This window comes from Mucilaginibacter sp. HD30 (genome assembly GCF_054061755.1).
On the sequence record NZ_JBSSEO010000001.1, the window covers coordinates 2,009,585 to 2,029,381 of the forward strand.

A 19,797-nucleotide genomic window follows, 5' to 3' on the forward strand; every position below is an offset into this window, starting at 1 on the left:
TACCACCATTATAAATCATGAAAAATCACTTCAACATCTTTGTGGGTGCATTATTTAGTACCTGCATCTTTGCCGGCGCATCTGCAAACGCTCAATCTGACGTAGCATCAGATAGTATTCGCCTAAACCAGTTGGGATTTTACCCAAAAGGGCCAAAGACAGCTGTAGTACTTACAGATCATACTCAAAATTTTACCATACAATCAGCCGATCATAAAACAGTATTTAACGGCACGCTTATACCATCGGCAAAACCAGATCTGTCTGGCAGAACTATTTACCTGGCCGATTTCTCAACATTAAAGCAAGCGGGTAACTATATTTTAGATGTACCCGAAGCAAACTATAGTTATCCATTTACTATCAATATTGATATCCATCAAAAAGTAGCAGCGGCATCCATAAAAGGGTTTTATTATCAAAGAGCTTCTATCCCATTACTTGAAAAATATGCAGGCAAATGGAACAGACCAGCCGGGCATATGGGCAATGGTGTAATAATACATCCATCTGCCGCGAGTGGTAAACGGCCTGCAGGAAGTATAATTTATGTTCCGAGTGGATGGTATGATGCGGGCGACTATAATAGTTATATAGTTAACAGCGGTATTACCATGGGCACGCTGTTGTCATTGTATGAAGACTTCCCGGCACACATGAAAACCGTTTATTTAAATATTCCCGAAAGCAATAACCAGTTACCTGATGTACTGGATGAATGTTTATGGAACTTGCGGTGGATGTTAGCCATGCAGGACCCGATTGATGGTGGTGTATATAATAAATTAACCAATGCGTCATTTGACGGGATGATAATGCCCGCTAAGGCCACTACACCACGTTATGTGGTACAAAAAGGTACCGCAGCCACACTTGATTTTGTGGCTGTTATGGCGCAGGCAAGCAGAATTTTGAAACCTTTTGAAAAACAGGTACCGGGTTTGGCCGATTCGTGCCTTAAAGCGGCATTAAACGCGTGGCAATGGGCTTTGGCCAATCCTAAAATGGCCTACAACCAGGATGCCATGAATAAACAATTTGAACCAAAGGTAGTTACAGGTGGTTATGGAGATAGCCGATTTGATGATGAATTTGATTGGGCCGCCGCTGAATTGTATATCACTACTAAAGATGAAGGTTATATAAAAAACTTGGCAATGGAAAATATTCGCTTGTCAATACCATCCTGGTCACAAGTACGCATGTTGGCTTACTACAGTTTATTACGCAACCGCAGTAGCTTAACTCCTTCTTTAAAAGCTTTTATACCCATATTAACCAATAAACTCACAGCTTTTGCTGATAGCTTGTCAAACCCTGCAACCCTTTCTGCCTATCAAACGGCTATGGGGCGATCAAATCGTGATTTTATCTGGGGAAGTAGTTCTGTTGCTGCCAATCAGGGAGTAGCATTAATAAACGGTTATTTACTAACAAAAAACAAGCAATATCTAAACGCTGCATTAGCCAATTTAGATTATTTATTAGGCCGTAATGGCACAAGTTATTCATTGGTTACCGGATTTGGCCATAAATCCATTATGCACCCCCATCATCGTCAATCAGTTGCCGATGGGGTTATTGAACCTGTACCGGGTCTTTTATCCGGCGGGCCAAACCCAAGCCAACAAGATAAGGTTCCTTTACCTACAAAAATACCAAACCGTGCATTGTCTGATAATGACCAGGCATACGCTTCTAACGAAATAGCTATCAACTGGAATGCGCCATTTGCCTATTTAGTAAATGCTATTGAGGCATTAAAAACTTCGGCAGGTTATACTAAATAAATTACGACAGCATCAGCTGCCTTTTAATATACGTACGGTAACTAAAAGCTGGCCCGAATGGCGCATGATATGCTCAGCTGTATGCATATACAAACCAATTACAGTTGATGGGATTTGCGCCCTGCCAACTCCCCTCATTTCGGTAAGAGTAGCTACATCAACAGTGCCTAATTTTTCAACAGCTGCATTAACCCTTATACTAAATGCATCTAATAAAGCTGCAACGCTGTCCTCTTTTTTGGGCGGTTCACCTTCGCTATGCAAAAAATCAAGTTGCTGCTGGGTTAGCGCGTTATTATTAGCATAAGTAAATAGGCGGTCTATCACCCCAGTCATATGCTGAATATGGAAACCCGGGGAGGCCATATTTATTGGTTTTATCCACAGCAATATTTCCGGAAAATCTGCCATCAGCCTGTTAACTTCTTCTTTTGCCTGCAATAAAGCGTGGGCCACAGGTTGTAACAATGCCGGAACCTGGGGCAGCGGTCCTCTTAACCAAACTTCGTGTTGATATGGTTCTGCCATAAATATTTAATATATTTTTTAAAATAATAAACTATTATTTAATAGAATAAGATAATGGTATGGGTATTGCATTTGTAGCGTTATAACATTCAGCTACTATGATAAATATCAAACCCAAATTAATAAACTACTATTGCGCCTTTGCGCTGATAGCGATCACATTCACCTTTCAGGCCTGTAAAAAAAGTCGGTCAGATATGGGCAAGCAACTTTTTGATGCAACCAAAAATAAGGTTTTTAAAGATGTAACTCCCGAAGGTTTTGCGCCGGTATTTCAAAAGTTACTGGCCGATGAGAAAGCAAGAATAAAACAATCTCAGGTGATAGTTCCCTTGTATGAAAGCAACGGTTATGACGCCGTTTTTGTAATGGACCATATTATAAACGAAAAATTTAACCCTGCAAACGAGTACCTGTTAAAAGCAAAAGATCATGGCCTTAATCCAAAAATGTTTCAAGCAGACAGGATCAATGTTCTAATTAATAAACTTCATGATAAAAAAGCTATCAAAACGCTTGATGAAGCTTATCATGACATTGCCGAGTTAGAGATCTTATCAGCAAACGCATTGGTTAATTACGCTAATGCGTTGCAGTTTGGTGTGATAAGTCCGCGTCGTATTTATCAACGTTATTATACCGAAACAAAACGCCCGGATAGCGTATCTATGTTGCAGGTTTTTCGGACAGCTAATTTAAAAAGTTATCTGGATAGCATCCAGCCCAAAGACGCGCAATACCTGGCGTTGCAAAAGGCCTTAATAAGTGGCGTAAAAGTGCCTGGCATGACTGCTGAAGAAGCGGAACGCACCCTGGCGGTAAACCTTGAACGCCTGCGCTGGAAGAATAAGCCTATGGGCGAGGGTAAATATGTAATGGTAAACATTCCGGACTATCATTTAGACGTTATGGAAAATGGTCGGTCAACGCTTAACATGAAGGTTTGCGTTGGTGAGGGCAGGAATGTTGATAATACCGATAACCTTGTTGAGTACGACGAAAGTGATAAAACCGATCGTCCATTCTCTCGCGAAACACCGCAATTAAACAGTATGATACACAGTGTGCAGGTTAACCCCGTTTGGAATATCCCCGAAAGTATAGCGACTAAGGAAATTATGAAAATAGCTGCCCGAGACCCTTACTACTTAGAGAATGAGGGAATTGATGTATATCAGGGTGGTAAGAAGGTGGATGACCCTGAAACCATAGACTGGGCAAGTGCCCCGGCCGATCAGTATTCATTTAAACAGCGCCCGGGAGATGGGAATGCTTTAGGAAAAATAAAATTCTTATTTAATAACAGCAGCAGCGTTTACCTGCATGATACACCTGCTAAACTTGCATTTAACAAAGAAGTTCGCGCGGTAAGTCATGGCTGCGTACGGGTAGAGAAACCGCAAGAGTTGGCCTTAGCATTATTTGGCCAGGGCGAAAAATACGACAGGATAGTTAAAAACATGGATGCCAACAATACCGAGCCAACCGATATAGGCTTGCCTAAAAAAGTTCCGGTATACTTAACTTATATTACTTGCTGGGCCGACGAGAGCGGTAGGTTGCAGTTCAGAAATGACGTATATGGATTGGATATCGTGCTTTATGCACATATGAACAAAATGATATTGACTTAGTAGATATAAAGAACATTAATAACAAAGGCGCTGTGAATAATCACAGCGCCTTTGTTGTATAATTTATAACTGGATTAAGTCTTTAAATCTTAGGAAGAGAATCTGTAGACGTTGTTGAAGCCACGTTTAACATAAAATCACTCTCAAAAGCATCATTCAAATACTTTGATGTATAGTTGCTCGCGTTTCCGTTAATAAATAGCAACGTTTTGCCTTTAATATTATTGATAACCATATCTATAACTTCTGGAGAAACTGCAGGGCAACCATGGCTTCTGCCTAAGCGGCCTAATTGCGATATTGCTCCCTGGCTAACATAATCAGCTGCATGAACAACTATAGCGCGGTTACGGGCTGCAGTGTTAAAACCTTCATCCATTCCGTCTAAACGCAATGAGCGGCCATGCTTACCAAAATAAATATCATCAGTTACGTAAAAGCCAATGCTACTTTGATGCGACTCGTTGGTGTTTGAAAAATGATCAGCCATATCGCCGCCACTACCCTGCCCGTGTGCTACCCATGTATTCAGCAACAATTTTTTATTCAGGATATCAACTATCCACATGCGCTTTTCGCGGCTTGACTTTGTAAAATCAACCACGGTTACCACACCACTGCTTTTTGATAGTTTATTTGCTGCCTTCAGGTTAAAATACCCGGTTAAGGCTTTTTCAAAAACCGGCTGGCTAAGCCCTGCTTGGTTAAGACTTGCAGCCTGATAAATGCTACTTACATACTCATTAAACAACTCTTTAGCAGAGTATCCGCTTTTTGTGGTTGCTGTAACTTTTTTTCCTTCTGCAGGCGCCCAGCTAATAGCTGTAACACATAACATCAAAAAAACGCAGCATACCAACCAAAAATGTTTTCTCATATCTTCTAATTTAAAATGATAAATTGCTTGTGGTGAATTGGATAGAACAAATATACACTTAATATTTAACAATTAATACAATTTTTGTCAAGATATTATCATTAAGTAAATATATTTTCTTTAAAATTATCAAAGAGATAAATTTGGAACTATAAGACACAAAACAAACCAAATGGTTTAATCTTTGACGGCTATCCATCCGCTGTTATTATCTATTTTAACCAATTGGTAGTTTTGGTAAGTACCTAATAGATCAACCCTATCTCCCAATTTAACCGCAGCTATAGGCAAAGCAGTTAAACTGTCAGGAGCATTAAATAGAACAGCAGAATTTTTCAAAGTGATTTTTTTTAGAGAAGATATTGTGGCGACGGCTTTACTTTCAATGTAGCCGATATTGCCATCCGGAAACGTTACCTTATATTGGTTTGCAGTAGCAGCGTTAACAGTAAGCGGTGTGTTAACTGCGAATGTTTGCTTTTTTGAATCCGATTCAGAAGTTGTAATTACCTCTGCCTTTCTGTTTATCCGTACTGTGGCATTAAGTAAGCTTAGCGGTGCGCTTATTTGGTGAGGCTTCTTAACTTCTCTATTAACAAAATAAAGAGGATCAACTGTACCGTTTCCCGTATAAACGCCAAAATGTAAATGACTTGGCGTATAGCGTGCGTTACCGGTATTACCAACAAGGCCGAGTGTGTCACCAATACGTACGTTTTGACCGGAATTTACCATTTGCGAATCTAAATGTGCGTAGTATAAAGAATAGTCCTTTCCATCAGGCCGCATAAATACAACCTTTCCACCTAGCGTGTTCTCTCTTACCGAAGTCACCACACCATTTGCAGCTGCTACAGCAGGTGATCTTTTAGGCGCAAAAATATCTATGCCCTCATGCAATCTGTTTCCTTCATCACGCCCGTCACCATAAAAGCTGCCGATACGCGGATTTGCCGATGCGCTAACCGGGAAACCGAGTGACGGGCCGGCTGTAATGCTCAATGTATATTGACCGCCGCTTAAAAGTTCGGGTTGCAGGCGCAGGTAGTATTTTCCGGTTTCGTTAATTTCATATTCAAGTGCAGTGCCGGTTGTATCAGCAAATGCCACCCTGTCTAATTCGCCATTCTTAGCGCTTGCAAAAACATCAGCATAGATATTGAAATTAAGAGCAGGCTTTTTTGTTACAGCGATATTGATCTTTTGCCCTTTAACAGCATTAAAACTAAGTGTGACAGTCTGTGTTTTTTCGGGTGCGAAAAAGCCGGTCTCTTTATAAGGTATTTTAATGGCTAATGCACTGCCGGCTATGTTAGCTGCCCTGCTTAGCCATTGCCTGCCCATCTCGGTGCGCTCCAATCCGGCAGAACGGAGATTGTCAGCATAAACATCATGTGGCGAGCTTTTTTTAAAGAGCGCTGCCGGCCCATTCATTTTACTACAGGCTGTTGCCAATAATAAACCCGGGAATAAAAATATGATAATGTTGTTTTTGATCTTCAGCATGTTAAATTAACCATGCTGAATGACGGAAAGTTTGAAGAAAGGTTTAATTCATAAAAAAAGGCCGGATGAACCGGCCTATATATTTTATATCACTTCATTTATACTCATTTCCTTAATCTCTTTGATCTCGGGCCTACCGTTTTTAAAAGCCTTACGTGGTGTTAAACCAAGCAGCTCAAACATGGCCATATCCTCATCAAATGATGGGTTTGGAGTGGTAAGCAATTTCTCGCCGGCAAATATAGAATTGGCACCTGCCATAAAACAAAAGGCCTGCTCAACAGTGCTCATTTCGGTACGGCCGGCAGAAAGGCGTACAACCGTTTTAGGCATAACAATGCGGGTAGTGGCAATCATACGAACCATATCCCATATAGAAACGCGCGGCTGATCTGCCAACGGAGTACCTTTAACAGGCACAAGGGCATTGATTGGAACTGACTCTGGATGTTGTGGTAAATTAGATAGCGTTTTGATCATAGAGACGCGATCTTCCACCGTTTCGCCTAAGCCAATTATACCGCCGCTGCATACCGAGATCTTTGCTTTACGCACATGCTCCAATGTCTGCAGCCTGTCGTCATAGGTTCGGGTTGTTATGATGCGTTTATAATCATCCTCAGACGTATCAAGGTTATGGTTATAAGCATATAAACCCGCGTCAGCTAAGCGTTGTGCCTGGCTTTCGGTAAGCATACCAAGGGTACAACAAACCTCCATATCTAAACCGTTAACCGCTTTTACCATGTCAATCACTTTATCAAAATCGCGGTTATCGCGTACCTCGCGCCATGCGGCACCCATGCAAAGCCTTGAAGCGCCGCCGGCCTTTGCTTTTTGTGCAACAGCAATAACTTCTTCTTTGGGCATAATGGCATGCACATCAACACCTGTATTGTAGCGTGCTGCCTGTGGGCAATAAGCGCAATCTTCAGGGCAGCCACCCGTTTTTATAGAGATGAGCGAGCTGATCTGTACTTCGGCATAATCTTTATTTTCACGATGTATAGTAGCTGCTTTATAAATAAGGTCAAGCAGCGGCGTATGATATATTTCAGCAATCTCCTCGCGGGTCCAGTTATGTCTTACTTCAGTCATTATATATAATTTTATAAATATTAAATTATCCGTCTAAAAGCGTCTTTGTGTCTTGCTTTAATGTTGATAAATGGTTAATTATTATATTCCATATCTGTTCAGGATGTACATTATCATAGCTATGGATAATTTTATTTCGTGTATCAACTATTCTTCTTGCATCCGTAATCTGTATGTCTGGATATAACTTAAGCAAGTTGTTCACTGCCTCACCTATAATCTCTAAGTTTCTTTCAACAGCGTGTTGAAGCATAAGGTTTTTGTCGAAACTTTCAAAATCATTATGCTCCCCAACAAATTGTTCGATGTTCTCAATACAGGTTAGTATATCAAACAAATACTTTTTTAACTCACGCTGCATATATCAATTGCTTTTTCTCGTCGATATCCGCGCGTAAATAAGGGTTTTTTAAAGATCCTTCTATAAGCAAATCTACTTCTCTGTCAAATAAAGTTCTTAGTTCATCATGCAAATCCCACCATATTCTCCCCCTGTCTAAAGTATTTATTGTATCCTCAAAATCAACTAACAGATCAATGTCGCTGTTATCGTTAAATTTATCACTTACAACCGAGCCAAAAGCATACGCGCGTTTTATATTATAGGTTTCGAACAACCTCACAATACTTGGTAAACGCGACTGTATTATTGGATGAAGCATAATTACAAAATTACAATTAAACCGTTTACATTTTTAACCCTTACAGCAAAAACTTGCTGGCAAACCACAATGGCAAGAAAAATCCGGCACAGTCTGTAAATGTAGTAATGATAATGGACGAGGCCACTGCGGGATCAATTCCAACCCGCTTTAAAACTAACGGAATTGTAGCCCCCGTTAAACCAGCTATAAAAAGATTTCCTGTCATGGCTAAAAATAAAACCAGTCCCAGCAGTGGGCTACCATCATAGAAAAAGGCAAATGCCCCCACTATTAACCCATTAACTGCACCATTGATCAGCCCTACCGAAAATTCTTTTAAAACTGTACGATAAGCCTGACTATCCGTCAAATCGCTTAAAGATATACGGCGTACTGTTACCGCTAATGCTTGCGTTGCTGCATTCCCACCCATACCACTCACAATCGTCATGTATGCTACAATTGTTGGGATAGCAATTTGCACAGATGCGAAATGCCTCACCACGCCGGCAGCCAAAAAGCCGGTAGCAAGGTTTAATACCAACCAGGGTAAACGGCTTTTTACAGCATCCTGCCAGCTACCACTCAGTTCTTCATCTTCTGATACACCCGAGAACTTTAAAATATCCTCTGTGCTCTCCTCCTCCATTACGTCGATGATGTCATCAACCGTAATGCGCCCTAACAGCTTCATGTGATCATCAACAACTGGGATAGTGGTAAGATTATATTGCGATATTAGTCTGGCCACTTCTTCCTGGTCAACATCGGCCTTAACGTAAACCGGGTCCGCTTTAAGCAGATCGCTTATTTTGGCATCGGCATGCGCTTTTATTATATTTTTGATGGATACTACACCTTGTAAAGTATCATCGTCTTCCACCACATAAATGGTGTAAAACTCCTCCATCTCTTCAGATTGGCGGATGATATCGTCAAGTGCTCCTTTTTTATCCTGCCTGATGTTCACCTTTATAAGCGACGAATTCATCAAACCACCCGCGGTATACTCGCCATAGCTTAAAAGTGCGCGTATACTGGATGCGTCCTCTGCATCCATACTTTCAAGCAGGTCCTCCTGCTCGTGCTCTTCAAGTTGGCCAAGTAGGTCGGTCGCGTCGTCATAATCCAGTTCGCTTACAATTTCAGATCGTTTCTCGGGATGAAGATTGATAAGCAGTTCTCCGGGATGTGCTTCTTCATCCATTTCGGAAATAACTTCTGAAGCGACGTCGGTAGGCAATATATTGATGATCCGCTCCTGCGAATCCGATGGCAATTTTTCAAACAGGATTGCTATCTCAGAAGCATGGTAGTCTTTCAGTATCTCAGATAACGCTGCATCGTCACCCTCAAGGGCCGCTTTAACCCTGGTCAGGTCCTTCTTATCCACTTCAAAAGATTGCATTTTGCAAAATAAGCATTTGCCATTGAATAGTTAGATAAAAAGCAGCCCAATAGCAACTTTTAAATGGATCTCTTAAAATGAATTCACAACCCGCATTGTTTTACAAACGCCTGTTTTTTAACAGCTTACTAAATATTTTTAAAAAAGAATTGACGGAACGATTTTAATTAATATTTTTGTCGACTAAATCTATAGAATTTATATAATATTTATGACCAAACTTTACTTTTCCCAAATCACAAACTCGTGTTGTTGCTAACCGATACTTTTTCGACCACCTATTATTATAGTAACACATAACAACTAAAAATTAAAGCACACAAATACAAATGAAACTTATTAAAAACACGGTAAAATTTTTACTGTTAACTATCCTGGTTTATTCATCTCCTGCCGCATTCGCGCAAAATGTGGTAACAGGCGTAGTAAAAAATTCTAAAGGCACCCCGGTACCGCACGCAACGGTAACGGTTAGAGGTACAACCACGTCAGTAGCTGCTGACGAGCAAGGTGTTTTCACTATCACTCCTAAACTGGAGGTTCCTTTCTATCTCCAGGTAAAATCGGTTGGTTTTAAACCGCAGGATTTCCAGGTTTTGTCTTTTCAAACTACTCCATTAGAGTTAACGCTGGTTGAAGATGATCTGCTGAGCGAGATCGTTGTAACATCACGCCGTCGTAGAGAGCTTTTACAGGATGTTCCTATTCCGGTTTCTGTTGTGGGTGGTGCACAAATTGATCAGGCGGGTGCATTTAACGTTAACTACGTTAAGCAGTTTGTACCGTCATTACAATTATACACATCTAACCCGCGTAACACCGGGATCAATATTCGTGGTATAGGCTCACCATTTGGTTTAACCAATGACGGTTTGGATCCGGGTGTTGGTGTTTATGTAGATGGCGTTTATTACGCACGGCCTGCAGTTGCTACGTTTGACTTTATCGACGTAGAAAATATTGAAGTTTTACGTGGCCCGCAAGGTACCTTATTTGGCAAGAACACCGCAGCCGGTGCCTTTAACATCACTACCCGCAAGCCAAGCTTTACCCCTGGTTATACTTTTGAGACCAGCTTTGGTAACTTTGGTTACGTTCAAGGTAAAGCTGCTATAACCGGTCCGTTAAGCAAAACAATTGCGGCTCGTCTATCTTTCTCGGGTACACAGCGCGATGGCTTAGTTCAGAACATTCGCACCGGACGCGCTACTAATGATTTGAATAACTTAGGTGCCCGTTTGCAATTTTTATATAAACCATCTGATAATGTATCTATAACTTTAGCAGGCGACGCATCTGACCAAAAACCCGATGGTTACGCGCAGGTTGTAGCAGGTATTGCACCTACAAAACGTGCTGCTTATCGTCAGTTTAATGCAATTATAGCCGACTTAGGTTATAAATTACCAAGTACCAATGCCTTTGATCGCGTGATAGATCACGACACACCATGGAGATCAGGTAACAAATTAGGAGGTGTATCATTAAACGGTGATTTTAAAATCGGTCCGGGTACGTTAACATCTACTACGGCATATCGTTACTGGGATTGGGATCCTTCAAACGACCGCGACTTTACAGGTTTGCCTGTGTTGGCTAAATCTCAAAACCCCGCAAAACACCATAACTGGTCGCAAGAGATACGTTATGCCGGCGATTTTGCTAAAAACCTGAGTGGTGTTGTAGGTGTATTCTACTTAGATCAGGAAGTTAAGATTACGGGTACTGAAGAGTCTGGTGCTGCACAATGGCGTTTTGCAAAGAGCTCAACCGGAAATAATGCTAACACCCCCGGTACAACTAACGACCAATTATGGGCTACACCAAATTTGTTAGAAGGCTACGGTATTTACACTAACGCTTCTATCAAATCAAAAAGCGCCGCTGCTTTTGGTAGTCTTGATTATGAAATAGTTAAAAACTTCCACATTGTACCTGGCGCACGTATCAACTACGACAAAAAGGATGTTTATTATGATCGCCAGGCCAGAGGTGGGTTGGATATAGCTAACTCTTCTTACAGTACAGCAGTAAAATCCGAACTTCAAAAAATTAAAAACGGTGTGTACAGCAGCCAGAATTACGCAACAAATGTTGACGAAAATAACTTTACTTATTCATTAACTGCAGCGTACAGGCCGAGCACAAGATTTAATGCTTTTGCTACTTACTCTACAAGCTATAAGCCAGTAGGTGTTAACGTGGCCGGTTTGCCATCGCCAGAGGCGGGTAAAACCATTTTAGATTACGCGGTGATCAAACCAGAGAAGACACACCACTACGAAATAGGCTTCAAAAGCACACCGTTGGATAACTTTATTGTGAATTTGACTTTCCACAATTCAGATATCGATAACTATCAAACCAACGTTCAGTCGCCGGATCTGACTGTTAACCGCGGTTACATTGCAAATGCCGATAAAGTAAACGTAAAAGGTTTAGAGTTAGACGCTAATTACAAAGTAGATCAACATTTCTCTTTCTACGGAAATGCTGCCTGGACAGATGCTAAATACGTTAAGTTTACTAACGCTCCGCTACCATTAGAGGAAACAGGTTTAACACCGGCATTTAAAGATATCTCGGGTGCTGCATTACCCGGCGTTTCTAAATGGGCAGGCGCAATAGGTGGCGAGTTTGACACCGATGCCAGCTTTTTAGGAAACAATACTTCAAAATTCTTTTTAGCTGCTGATGGTTCTTTCCGTTCATCGTTCTCATCAAGCGCAACCCCGTCGGCTTATCTAAACATTGCCGGTTACGGATTGCTTAATGGCCGTTTAGGCTTTAAAGCTTCACGCGGAATAAGCGCTTATGTATGGGCTCGTAACATACTTAACCAAAATTACTTTGAGCAATTATTACCTGCAGGCGGTAACGCCGGTCAGTATGCAGGTGTATTGGGCGATCAGAGAACACTTGGCATAACATTAAGATATTCTTTATAGGTTTATACAATTTGATAGGTTAAAGGGCCGCTCCGAAAGGACGGCCTTTTTTTGTTTGGGCCCGGAGACCATATCAAAGGTTCATTAAAGATTTATAAAGAAGCTTTGGGTATTGCTATTCCTTCCCCGGGGAAGATGAAGGAAGGGATTAAACAGAATTTATTTGCAGACAAAACCCCTACCACCCAACTCACCATCCGCCGCGCCCCTGCCCCAGTAAGAACTTGCAATTGCATTAAGGGAATTAAAAAAACAAAAGCCCCGCATTTACGCGAGGCTTTATTTATTGCTAATTGAATAAAATTACTTTATTACAAAGCCGCCATTTGGCTGAACTTCAATTTCCAATTCGCCGTTTTTACCTATATCAATTTGTTTGGTAAAAGTAGTTTTAGCACTATCGTCATTGTAAAGCTGTACTTTTTTACCGGCTATCATTGGTAAACTAAGCTTAAGCTTTAAAACTTCTTTACCTGCGTTAGCGCCGGCTATATACCACCTGCCTTGAGAGCGACGTGCAATTACGGCACTTTTACCCGGATAGCCATCAATGTAAACTGTTTCATCCCATGTGGTGGGTACAGTTTTCATAAAGTCAATTTCAAAAGCTGGCACGTCTGTTAGGTTATTAGGTGCAAGCGCGAAAAACTGTACCGAGTTTTGAAACAAAATAGTTGTTGCCAACTGGAATGCATCTGTTGTTAAACGGGGGCTACGTGTTTGATTGGTTTTGGTTAGGAACTTGTTTAGGAAGGTTCCGCCAAACTCCATGTTACCCACCGCGTTACGGATGAATGGGTGGAACGTAGCATAAACAGCCTCCGTTTGGCGGTTGCCCTGATTAAAATACACCATCTCTGATGCCAAAACGGCTTCAGTACCTACATAATTAGGGTACATACGTTCCCATCCCCGCGGCAACGTTGCGCCGTGAACGTCTATCATCAGACCATAATCATTGCCATCAGAAAAGATATCCTCGTACAAACGAATGGTTTCTTGTTTATCGCCACCCCAAAAGTCAACTTTAAGGCCAACCACACCTATATCGCGCAGCCATTTCATTTCTTTTTTTCGTTCGATAGACGTGTTCATTTTATCGCGCGGACCTTGCGGTGCATCATTGAACTGGCCGTTTGAGTTGTACCATAAAAACACGCCGACTTTTTTAGTAGCGGCATATTTTACCAGCTCCTTCATTTTTTCTTTGCCTATATTCTTATCCCACAAAGCATCTATCAAAATAAAATCGTACTTAAGCGTGGCAGCCAGATCAATAAACTTAACCTGATCTGCATAATTCATGCTGTTATCCTGCCATAATATCCAGCTCCAGGTGCCTTTGCCGTATTTATAAACTTTAGATGCTGCATACAATGGGTCAACTACGTCATAAGGGATGGTAGTTTCAACAATTGGTTTTAAATTATCACCTACAGTGATCGTTCTCCACGGCGTATGGCCCGGCAATGATATGGCAGCGCCTGTTGACCCGAAGCCATTATTTTGCTTAACGCTTGGGTATTCTATAGAATATACACCATCTGCTGATATCTCGCTTAAGTGCGACGCGCAGTAAAGGCTGCTCAGGCCCGTTTCTGTTAACAAAACCCAACCATCAGTACCAACATGAAACAAACCGGGAAACACGTAACCATCTGCAGCAGGGCGTGGTTTTACCATCGGTGCATCAGCCACGTAAGCACTTTCATAACTTGGGGCGGTACGTGCAAATCCCGTCATTGGTGACATATTATTAGACAGGAAGGTTGTTGTTGTGGCCGGAAATTTAAAGCCTGTGGCCTCTTTCTCAACCACGCAAGACATCCGCTCGCCCATTGGCTCAATTTCATAACGGAAAGCGATGTTGTTATTACTTACCTGAAATTCTATATTTAATTTACGCTGTTTGGCATTTTCTAATACATAAATAAGTTTGTTGGCCACGTAGTGAATCTGTGACCGTTTGATCTTATCCTGCGTATAGTTTTTGTCTACAACACCTTGGGTATTGCTTAAATATTTCATGCCGTTGCTAAAATCGCCCTCGTTAGTAGTAAGGCCCAACGGCGACTTATCCAACATTACCTTGCCCTTGTAAGTTACCGAATAGGCCGGCTTTCCGTCGGCTACGGTGATGTTAATACTCAATTGCTTATCGGGGCTAAGTACAGAAACATCCTGAGCGTAACTATTTAAGCCATAAGCACTTAAACACACTACCAGCAGTGTAGAATTAAAAAATTTCATAATTGTTTATTGGTATTGATAAATGGTTTTGAACAACTACAACAAATGTATAATTGTTTTTAATACACTTATTGCTTTTCCCGATTTTTTTAACCGGCCTATTTTCATCTTTGTTGTAAAACCGCGCCAAACTTTGATTGTTTAATACTTAAACATAAGGTTATGGCAGAGAGCAAAATAAATGAGTTAAGCAGATTGATGGCCAAAAGGGGGCTCACCATTGCTTTTGCAGAAAGTGCTACCGCCGGGTGGCTCTGTTCGGAATTTGCACTAACAGAACATTCGGGCAAAGTATTAAAAGGCGGCATTGTATGTTATGACGCCGATTTGAAGGTGTCATTGTTAGGCGTCCCCCGCGATTTATTTGAAAAATTTACGCCCGAATCAATGGAGGTTACGCGTGATCTGGCTGAACGTTTAGATTCAAAAATACCTTCAGACATTCAGGTTGGCGTTACCGGGCTTACGGCACCCGGGGGCAGCGAAACAGCAGAGAAACCCGTTGGTACCATGTTTGTTTCTGCACTGGTTAAAGGCAATCCCTGCAGTTTTAGAAAGGTATTTAGCGGGACCCGTGAGGATATTATCCATCACACTATTCAGGCAACTGCAGAAATGCTGATTGAGGCGGTAAAAGCTTTATAATTACGGTGTATGCGCTGTAAAGTTTAGCTATTTATATTTTGGTAATACAAACTTTTTAGGACGGGTCATTCTAAAAGGCTGTTGCAAAAGTGTTGCTTATCTGTTGCTATTGTGTTGCTAAAGTGTTGCTAAAAACGGTAAAAAAGCACCAATATTCTGTTTTTACAAGATGCTTATAATCAAATATTTACAACCAATTCACAGCGTACTTTACTGACAAATAAGTAGTGATGCATAAAATATTTAAGTTATTGATATTTAATACTTTATCTTTTTTATTCCATTGGAAAAACTTTTTTTTGCAACACCCGGCTATGTTAACCAGAAGTGATAACTAATCTTGTTTTATAGATTCTATAAAAGCCGGTATCTTTTGTAAATAATCCTCCTCCCCTAAAAGCTTAACAAACTTACTGCCTACAATGGCACCGTTAGCGTATTCACACGCTTTATCAAATGATTTCTTGTCGGTAATGCCAAAGCCAATGATAGTTGGGTTTTTTAGCTGCATGGCCACCACACGTTTATAGTAATCTTCAATGTTAACGGATACACTTAACTTACCACCTGTTATGGATGAAGATGATAGCAGGTATATAAAGCTATTGCTCAGCTCGTCAATCTTCCTGATCCGCTCAGGCGAGGTTTGTGGCGTAACCAGGAAAATATTGCTCAGGTTATTGTCTTTGAAAAACGGCGCGTACATGCTCTCGTACTCGTACATTGGTAAATCAGGTACAATTATACCGTCTACCCCTACTTCCGCGGCTTTTTTACAAAAGCGCTCAACGCCATACTGCACAATAGGGTTTACGTAGCCCATTAGTAAAATTGGGATACTAACGCGGTTACGCAGATCTTTTAGTTGCTCAAACAATACATTAAGGCTCATTCCGCTCTCTAATGCGCGCTCTGAACTGTGCTGAATTGTAGGGCCATCAGACACGGGATCAGAATAAGGGAAACCTATCTCTAAAAAGTCGGCACCCGCTTTTTCCAAAGCCTCTGCGATTTTAAGCGTCGAATTAAGTTCGGGATAACCCGCTGTAAAATAAATGGATAAAAGATTGTTTTTTTTCTCTTGAAAGAGTTTGTTTAAACGGTTCATGGTTAGTTAATAGTTGGTAGTTCATGGGCAATAGTTACTATGAACTATTAACTATGATCCATGAACTCCCTAATATCCAAAATGTTTTATATACGTATCTAAGTCCTTGTCTCCCCTGCCTGATAGGCAGATCACCACATTATCGTTTGCCTTAAATTGCATTTTCTCTAATTGTGCCAATGCGTGCGCCGACTCAATAGCAGGGATAATGCCCTCTAACTGGCAGCATAACAAACCCGCCTGCAAAGCTTCGTCGTCTGTAACGCTGGCGTATTGAGCGCGTTTTATCTTATAAAGATGCGCGTGTTGCGGACCTATCCCAGGGTAATCCAAGCCTGCAGATATAGAATAAGGCTCAACAACCTGGCCGTCATCCGTCTGCATTAAAATAGTGCGGCTGCCATGCAAAACACCTTCCCGGCCTAAAAAAGTTGTAGCCGCAGAGTGTCCGCTATCAACTCCTTTTCCGGCAGCCTCAACAGCAACTAACTGTACAGCGTCGTCATCCAAAAAGTGGTAAAACATGCCCATGGCGTTACTGCCGCCACCAACACATGCCATAACATATTGAGGCAGTTCGTTTCCTGTATGCTCAAGTAATTGTTTTTTGGTTTCGAAGGATATGATAGATTGAAAACGTGCCACCATATCAGGGTATGGGTACGGACCCACTACAGATCCTATAATATAATGGGTATCTACCGGATTAGCAATCCAGTCGCGCAGCGCCTCGTTGGTAGCATCTTTTAAAGTTTTACTGCCGGATGTTGCCGGAACAACCTTAGCGCCGAGCATTTTCATACGGGATACATTAGGTGCCTGCCTCGCCATATCTATCTCGCCCATATAAACTATACATTCCAGCCCCATTAGTGCGCACACCGTAGCAGTCGCCACGCCATGTTGCCCTGCTCCGGTCTCCGCTATAATACGTGTCTTACCCAGTCGCTTAGCCAAAAGTATCTGCCCTATCGCGTTATTTATCTTATGCGAACCTGTATGGTTAAGGTCTTCTCGCTTTAGAAATATGTTAGCACCGTATTTCTCTGAATATCTTTTAGCAAAATACAATGGCGATGGCCTGCCCACATAATCCTTAAGCAACTGATCAAATTCGGTACGAAAACCAGGTTCGCTGATAATGGATAAATATCGCTGCCGTAGTTCCTCCACGTTAGGGTAAAGCATTTCGGGAACGTACGCCCCGCCAAAGTCGCCGTAGTAGCCCTGTTCGTTAACTCCGTATTTCATTAGTGGTATATTGTTTTACAATGGCAAATGCCTTTTTTAGTTTTTCTATATCTTTAATTCCCGGCGATGTTTCAAAACGACTATTGAGATCAACCCCGTAAAACTGCGGATGTTTTATATTCTTTATTTCGCTCAGGTTTTCCAAGCTTAGCCCACCACTTAAAAAGAATGGCACGTTTAGCTCGTATTCGTTCAACGCGCTCCAATTAAAAGTCTTGCCAGAGCCGCCGTGCGTTGCTGTCTTGGTGTCAAAAAGAAAAAAATCAACGCTCCCCACGTAGTTTTCCAGACAATTAAAATCGAAATTTTCGTCTACTCCAAACGCCTTTAAAACTACAACTTTGTTTTTGAATGAGGCGGCAAAATCAGCACTTTCATTGCCGTGTAATTGAATAGCATTTAAGCCATACTTACTTATTAGCTGCGCTACATTTTCTGCGCTTTCGTTAACGAAAACACCGGTCTTCAAAATGGTTTCGGGTAAGGTGTCCAAGCGTGCATCATCAATGTTGTTTACATAGCGAGGTGAGCGATCGTAACGTATAAGTCCAATATAATCAGGACCCAAAGCTGCCACGGCTTTTATATTTTCGGCATTGCGCAAGCCACAAACCTTAATTTTCATTTTAATTCTGTATAAGCGTTTTAAAGCTTTTAAGCGCTTTCTTCTGTATAAGCGATTCTTCGGCTTCGTAAAAACAATCGCCAAAGCTGCTTAATGGCTTAATAGTTTTAATAGCAAGTGCTGCGTTTACTAAAACAACATTATTTTGCGCTTCGGTTCCCTCGCCATTTAGCACTTTAGTAAATATCGCTGCAGATTCGGGTACATCGCTGCCTCCCGCAATTTGCGCTGGATCTAATCGGCCAAAGCCTAAAGCCTCTGGTGAGAAGATCTTCTCGCCTTCGGCTGAAAAGGTTTTAAAATCGCACGTAAGCGATACCTCATCATACCCGTCAAGGGCGTTTAATATGGTATATTTCCTGTCAGAACGCTGATACAGATAGGCGTACATACGTGCCAGCTCAAGATTGTATACGCCTACCAATTGGTTTTTTGGCCTTGCTGGATTAACCATTGGCCCAAGCATATTAAAAAACGTTTTTACTCCTAATTCCCGCCTTATTGGCGCTACGGTTTTCATGGCAGGATGAAAGAGCGGCGCATGTAAAAAACAAATGTTTGCCTTATCCGCACTACTTTTAAGCGTATCAATATCATTGGTAAAGCTGTAGCCCAGATACTCCATAACATTGGATGACCCGCAACCAGATGATACACCATAGTTACCATGTTTAGCTACCTTATAACCTGCACCTGCCACTATAAATGAGGCAAGGGTTGAAATATTGAAAGTATCCTTCCCATCGCCGCCTGTGCCGCAAAGATCTATCATTTCCATTCCACCCATATCTACGGGCAGGCAAAGGTCAAGCATGGCATCGCGAAAGCCTTCCAACTCATTAACAGTGATACTACGCATACAATAAGCCGTCATGAAGGCGGTAATTTGCGAGTTGTTGTACTTACCTGTTGATATGTTGGTCAGTATCTCTTGCGCCTCTTCTTTGCTGAACGCTTTATTTTCAAAAAGATGATTTAATATTTGTTTCATTTTAACTTTTAGAGGCTATGATTTAAAAATGATTTTTAAACAAAAAAGGGTTACCAAACTGGCAACCCTTACAATATATCTATATATAACACGGATTTGCCCTACGATCTCTCGTTAAGCCACCACCAGTTAATATTTAAATTCGTAAACTTCATTTTTAAACCACCGCAAATATGAAAATAGTTTTTTAAAAACAACGTTGTTATTAAACATTTTTTTTGCTTATCATTTATTAAATAGATCATAATATTCTTAATTAATTATAATATTTCTATTACAAAGCCAAAAAAACTATCAATTTATTCAAAATTGATTGATTTTGTTGACTTTTTATTGTTAAATTCGCCTCTATGCTGAAAAGATGGACGCACATAATTCTTTTTGCATGGCTGATCAACTCAGTTATTTGGTTTCAGGTACCTACAAATCTTGTAGAGCTTAATTCATCATGTACCGATACGTCAGAGGAATGTTTATTAGAAATGAGCTCGTTC

16 protein-coding genes are annotated in these 19,797 nt (G+C 41.2%); 4 read left to right on the forward strand and 12 right to left on the reverse strand.

Translation table 11 applies throughout. From position 1 onward, the window contains the following. Positions 1-17: 17 nt before the first annotated feature. Entirely contained in the window at positions 18-1,790 is a 1,773-nt protein-coding gene (locus tag ACVW2L_RS09750) for a glycoside hydrolase family 9 protein (RefSeq protein ID WP_457127770.1), read from the forward strand. Between the two features lie 12 nt (positions 1,791-1,802). Here ACVW2L_RS09750 and ACVW2L_RS09755 read toward each other — a convergent pair whose 3' ends face one another. Then, positions 1,803-2,318: a DinB family protein gene (locus ACVW2L_RS09755; RefSeq protein ID WP_457127771.1), complete on the reverse strand. Its 516-nt coding sequence runs from the start codon at positions 2,316-2,318 to the stop codon at positions 1,803-1,805. A 98-nt stretch (positions 2,319-2,416) separates the two neighbouring features. On the opposite strand from ACVW2L_RS09755, the gene ACVW2L_RS09760 reads away from it, so the two are divergent. Next, positions 2,417-3,952, forward strand: a complete 1,536-nt coding sequence (locus ACVW2L_RS09760; RefSeq protein WP_457127772.1) for a L,D-transpeptidase scaffold domain-containing protein — start codon at positions 2,417-2,419, stop codon at positions 3,950-3,952. Positions 3,953-4,034: 82 nt separating this feature from the next. Here the strand turns inward: ACVW2L_RS09760 and ACVW2L_RS09765 are convergent, their stop codons facing one another. The 6 genes from ACVW2L_RS09765 to mgtE all read right to left on the reverse strand — a co-directional run bounded on the left by ACVW2L_RS09765 (position 4,035) and on the right by mgtE (position 9,485). After that, positions 4,035-4,829, reverse strand: a complete 795-nt coding sequence (locus ACVW2L_RS09765; protein ID WP_457127773.1) for a murein L,D-transpeptidase catalytic domain family protein — start codon at positions 4,827-4,829, stop codon at positions 4,035-4,037. Between the two features lie 177 nt (positions 4,830-5,006). Further along, positions 5,007-6,335, reverse strand: a complete 1,329-nt coding sequence (locus tag ACVW2L_RS09770) for a peptidoglycan DD-metalloendopeptidase family protein (RefSeq protein WP_457127774.1) — start codon at positions 6,333-6,335, stop codon at positions 5,007-5,009. A gap of 84 nt (positions 6,336-6,419) precedes the next feature. Further along, complete coding sequence (bioB, locus tag ACVW2L_RS09775) at positions 6,420-7,433, reverse strand: biotin synthase BioB (RefSeq protein WP_457127775.1); 1,014 nt, start codon at positions 7,431-7,433, stop codon at positions 6,420-6,422. Between the two features lie 25 nt (positions 7,434-7,458). Beyond that, positions 7,459-7,794, reverse strand: a complete 336-nt coding sequence (locus ACVW2L_RS09780; RefSeq protein WP_457127776.1) for a HepT-like ribonuclease domain-containing protein — start codon at positions 7,792-7,794, stop codon at positions 7,459-7,461. Then, positions 7,784-8,095, reverse strand: coding sequence for a nucleotidyltransferase family protein (locus ACVW2L_RS09785; protein ID WP_457127777.1), 312 nt, complete (start codon positions 8,093-8,095; stop codon positions 7,784-7,786). The genes ACVW2L_RS09780 and ACVW2L_RS09785 overlap by 11 nt, the downstream gene beginning before the upstream one ends. Before the next feature lie 40 nt (positions 8,096-8,135). Then, a complete protein-coding gene (gene mgtE / locus ACVW2L_RS09790) occupies positions 8,136-9,485 on the reverse strand; it encodes a magnesium transporter (protein WP_457127778.1) in 1,350 nt (449 codons plus the stop codon). Positions 9,486-9,814: 329 nt separating this feature from the next. Here mgtE and ACVW2L_RS09795 point away from each other — a divergent pair, with 329 nt between their 5' ends. Beyond that, positions 9,815-12,433 carry a TonB-dependent receptor gene (locus tag ACVW2L_RS09795; RefSeq protein ID WP_457127779.1) on the forward strand — a complete coding sequence of 873 codons (2,619 nt, stop codon included), beginning with the start codon at positions 9,815-9,817 and terminating at the stop codon, positions 12,431-12,433. 303 nt (positions 12,434-12,736) lie between these two features. Here ACVW2L_RS09795 and ACVW2L_RS09800 read toward each other — a convergent pair whose 3' ends face one another. Beyond that, on the reverse strand, positions 12,737-14,683 hold the full coding sequence (locus ACVW2L_RS09800) for a glycoside hydrolase family 97 catalytic domain-containing protein (protein WP_457127780.1): 1,947 nt from the start codon (positions 14,681-14,683) through the stop codon (positions 12,737-12,739). Positions 14,684-14,845: 162 nt separating this feature from the next. Between ACVW2L_RS09800 and ACVW2L_RS09805 the strand changes: the two genes are divergently transcribed. Further along, positions 14,846-15,328, forward strand: a complete 483-nt coding sequence (locus tag ACVW2L_RS09805) for a CinA family protein (RefSeq protein WP_457127781.1) — start codon at positions 14,846-14,848, stop codon at positions 15,326-15,328. Between the two features lie 334 nt (positions 15,329-15,662). On the opposite strand, the gene trpA is transcribed toward ACVW2L_RS09805, so the two are convergent. The 4 genes from trpA to trpD all read right to left on the reverse strand — a co-directional run bounded on the left by trpA (position 15,663) and on the right by trpD (position 19,303). Beyond that, a complete protein-coding gene (trpA, locus tag ACVW2L_RS09810) occupies positions 15,663-16,436 on the reverse strand; it encodes a tryptophan synthase subunit alpha (RefSeq protein ID WP_457127782.1) in 774 nt (257 codons plus the stop codon). Positions 16,437-16,505: 69 nt separating this feature from the next. After that, positions 16,506-17,687 (reverse strand): tryptophan synthase subunit beta, encoded by a 1,182-nt coding sequence (trpB, locus tag ACVW2L_RS09815; RefSeq protein ID WP_457127783.1) that lies wholly within the window; start codon positions 17,685-17,687, stop codon positions 16,506-16,508. Continuing rightward, positions 17,671-18,312 (reverse strand): phosphoribosylanthranilate isomerase, encoded by a 642-nt coding sequence (locus ACVW2L_RS09820; protein ID WP_457127784.1) that lies wholly within the window; start codon positions 18,310-18,312, stop codon positions 17,671-17,673. The genes trpB and ACVW2L_RS09820 overlap by 17 nt, the downstream gene beginning before the upstream one ends. Position 18,313: 1 nt before the next feature. Then, positions 18,314-19,303 carry an anthranilate phosphoribosyltransferase gene (gene trpD / locus ACVW2L_RS09825; RefSeq protein ID WP_457127785.1) on the reverse strand — a complete coding sequence of 330 codons (990 nt, stop codon included), beginning with the start codon at positions 19,301-19,303 and terminating at the stop codon, positions 18,314-18,316. Positions 19,304-19,797: the final 494 nt, after the last annotated feature.

What these genes read in the sequence shown, in the direction of transcription:
- ACVW2L_RS09750 (WP_457127770.1), top strand. Translation starts at nt 18, where the DNA reads ATGAAAAATCACTTCAACATCTTTGTGGGTGCATTATTTAGTACCTGC.
- ACVW2L_RS09755 (WP_457127771.1), bottom strand. Translation starts at nt 2,318, where the DNA reads ATGGCAGAACCATATCAACACGAAGTTTGGTTAAGAGGACCGCTGCCC.
- ACVW2L_RS09760 (WP_457127772.1), top strand. Translation starts at nt 2,417, where the DNA reads ATGATAAATATCAAACCCAAATTAATAAACTACTATTGCGCCTTTGCG.
- ACVW2L_RS09765 (WP_457127773.1), bottom strand. Translation starts at nt 4,829, where the DNA reads ATGAGAAAACATTTTTGGTTGGTATGCTGCGTTTTTTTGATGTTATGT.
- ACVW2L_RS09770 (WP_457127774.1), bottom strand. Translation starts at nt 6,335, where the DNA reads ATGCTGAAGATCAAAAACAACATTATCATATTTTTATTCCCGGGTTTA.
- bioB (WP_457127775.1), bottom strand. Translation starts at nt 7,433, where the DNA reads ATGACTGAAGTAAGACATAACTGGACCCGCGAGGAGATTGCTGAAATA.
- ACVW2L_RS09780 (WP_457127776.1), bottom strand. Translation starts at nt 7,794, where the DNA reads ATGCAGCGTGAGTTAAAAAAGTATTTGTTTGATATACTAACCTGTATT.
- ACVW2L_RS09785 (WP_457127777.1), bottom strand. Translation starts at nt 8,095, where the DNA reads ATGCTTCATCCAATAATACAGTCGCGTTTACCAAGTATTGTGAGGTTG.
- mgtE (WP_457127778.1), bottom strand. Translation starts at nt 9,485, where the DNA reads ATGCAATCTTTTGAAGTGGATAAGAAGGACCTGACCAGGGTTAAAGCG.
- ACVW2L_RS09795 (WP_457127779.1), top strand. Translation starts at nt 9,815, where the DNA reads ATGAAACTTATTAAAAACACGGTAAAATTTTTACTGTTAACTATCCTG.
- ACVW2L_RS09800 (WP_457127780.1), bottom strand. Translation starts at nt 14,683, where the DNA reads ATGAAATTTTTTAATTCTACACTGCTGGTAGTGTGTTTAAGTGCTTAT.
- ACVW2L_RS09805 (WP_457127781.1), top strand. Translation starts at nt 14,846, where the DNA reads ATGGCAGAGAGCAAAATAAATGAGTTAAGCAGATTGATGGCCAAAAGG.
- trpA (WP_457127782.1), bottom strand. Translation starts at nt 16,436, where the DNA reads ATGAACCGTTTAAACAAACTCTTTCAAGAGAAAAAAAACAATCTTTTA.
- trpB (WP_457127783.1), bottom strand. Translation starts at nt 17,687, where the DNA reads ATGAAATACGGAGTTAACGAACAGGGCTACTACGGCGACTTTGGCGGG.
- ACVW2L_RS09820 (WP_457127784.1), bottom strand. Translation starts at nt 18,312, where the DNA reads ATGAAAATTAAGGTTTGTGGCTTGCGCAATGCCGAAAATATAAAAGCC.
- trpD (WP_457127785.1), bottom strand. Translation starts at nt 19,303, where the DNA reads ATGAAACAAATATTAAATCATCTTTTTGAAAATAAAGCGTTCAGCAAA.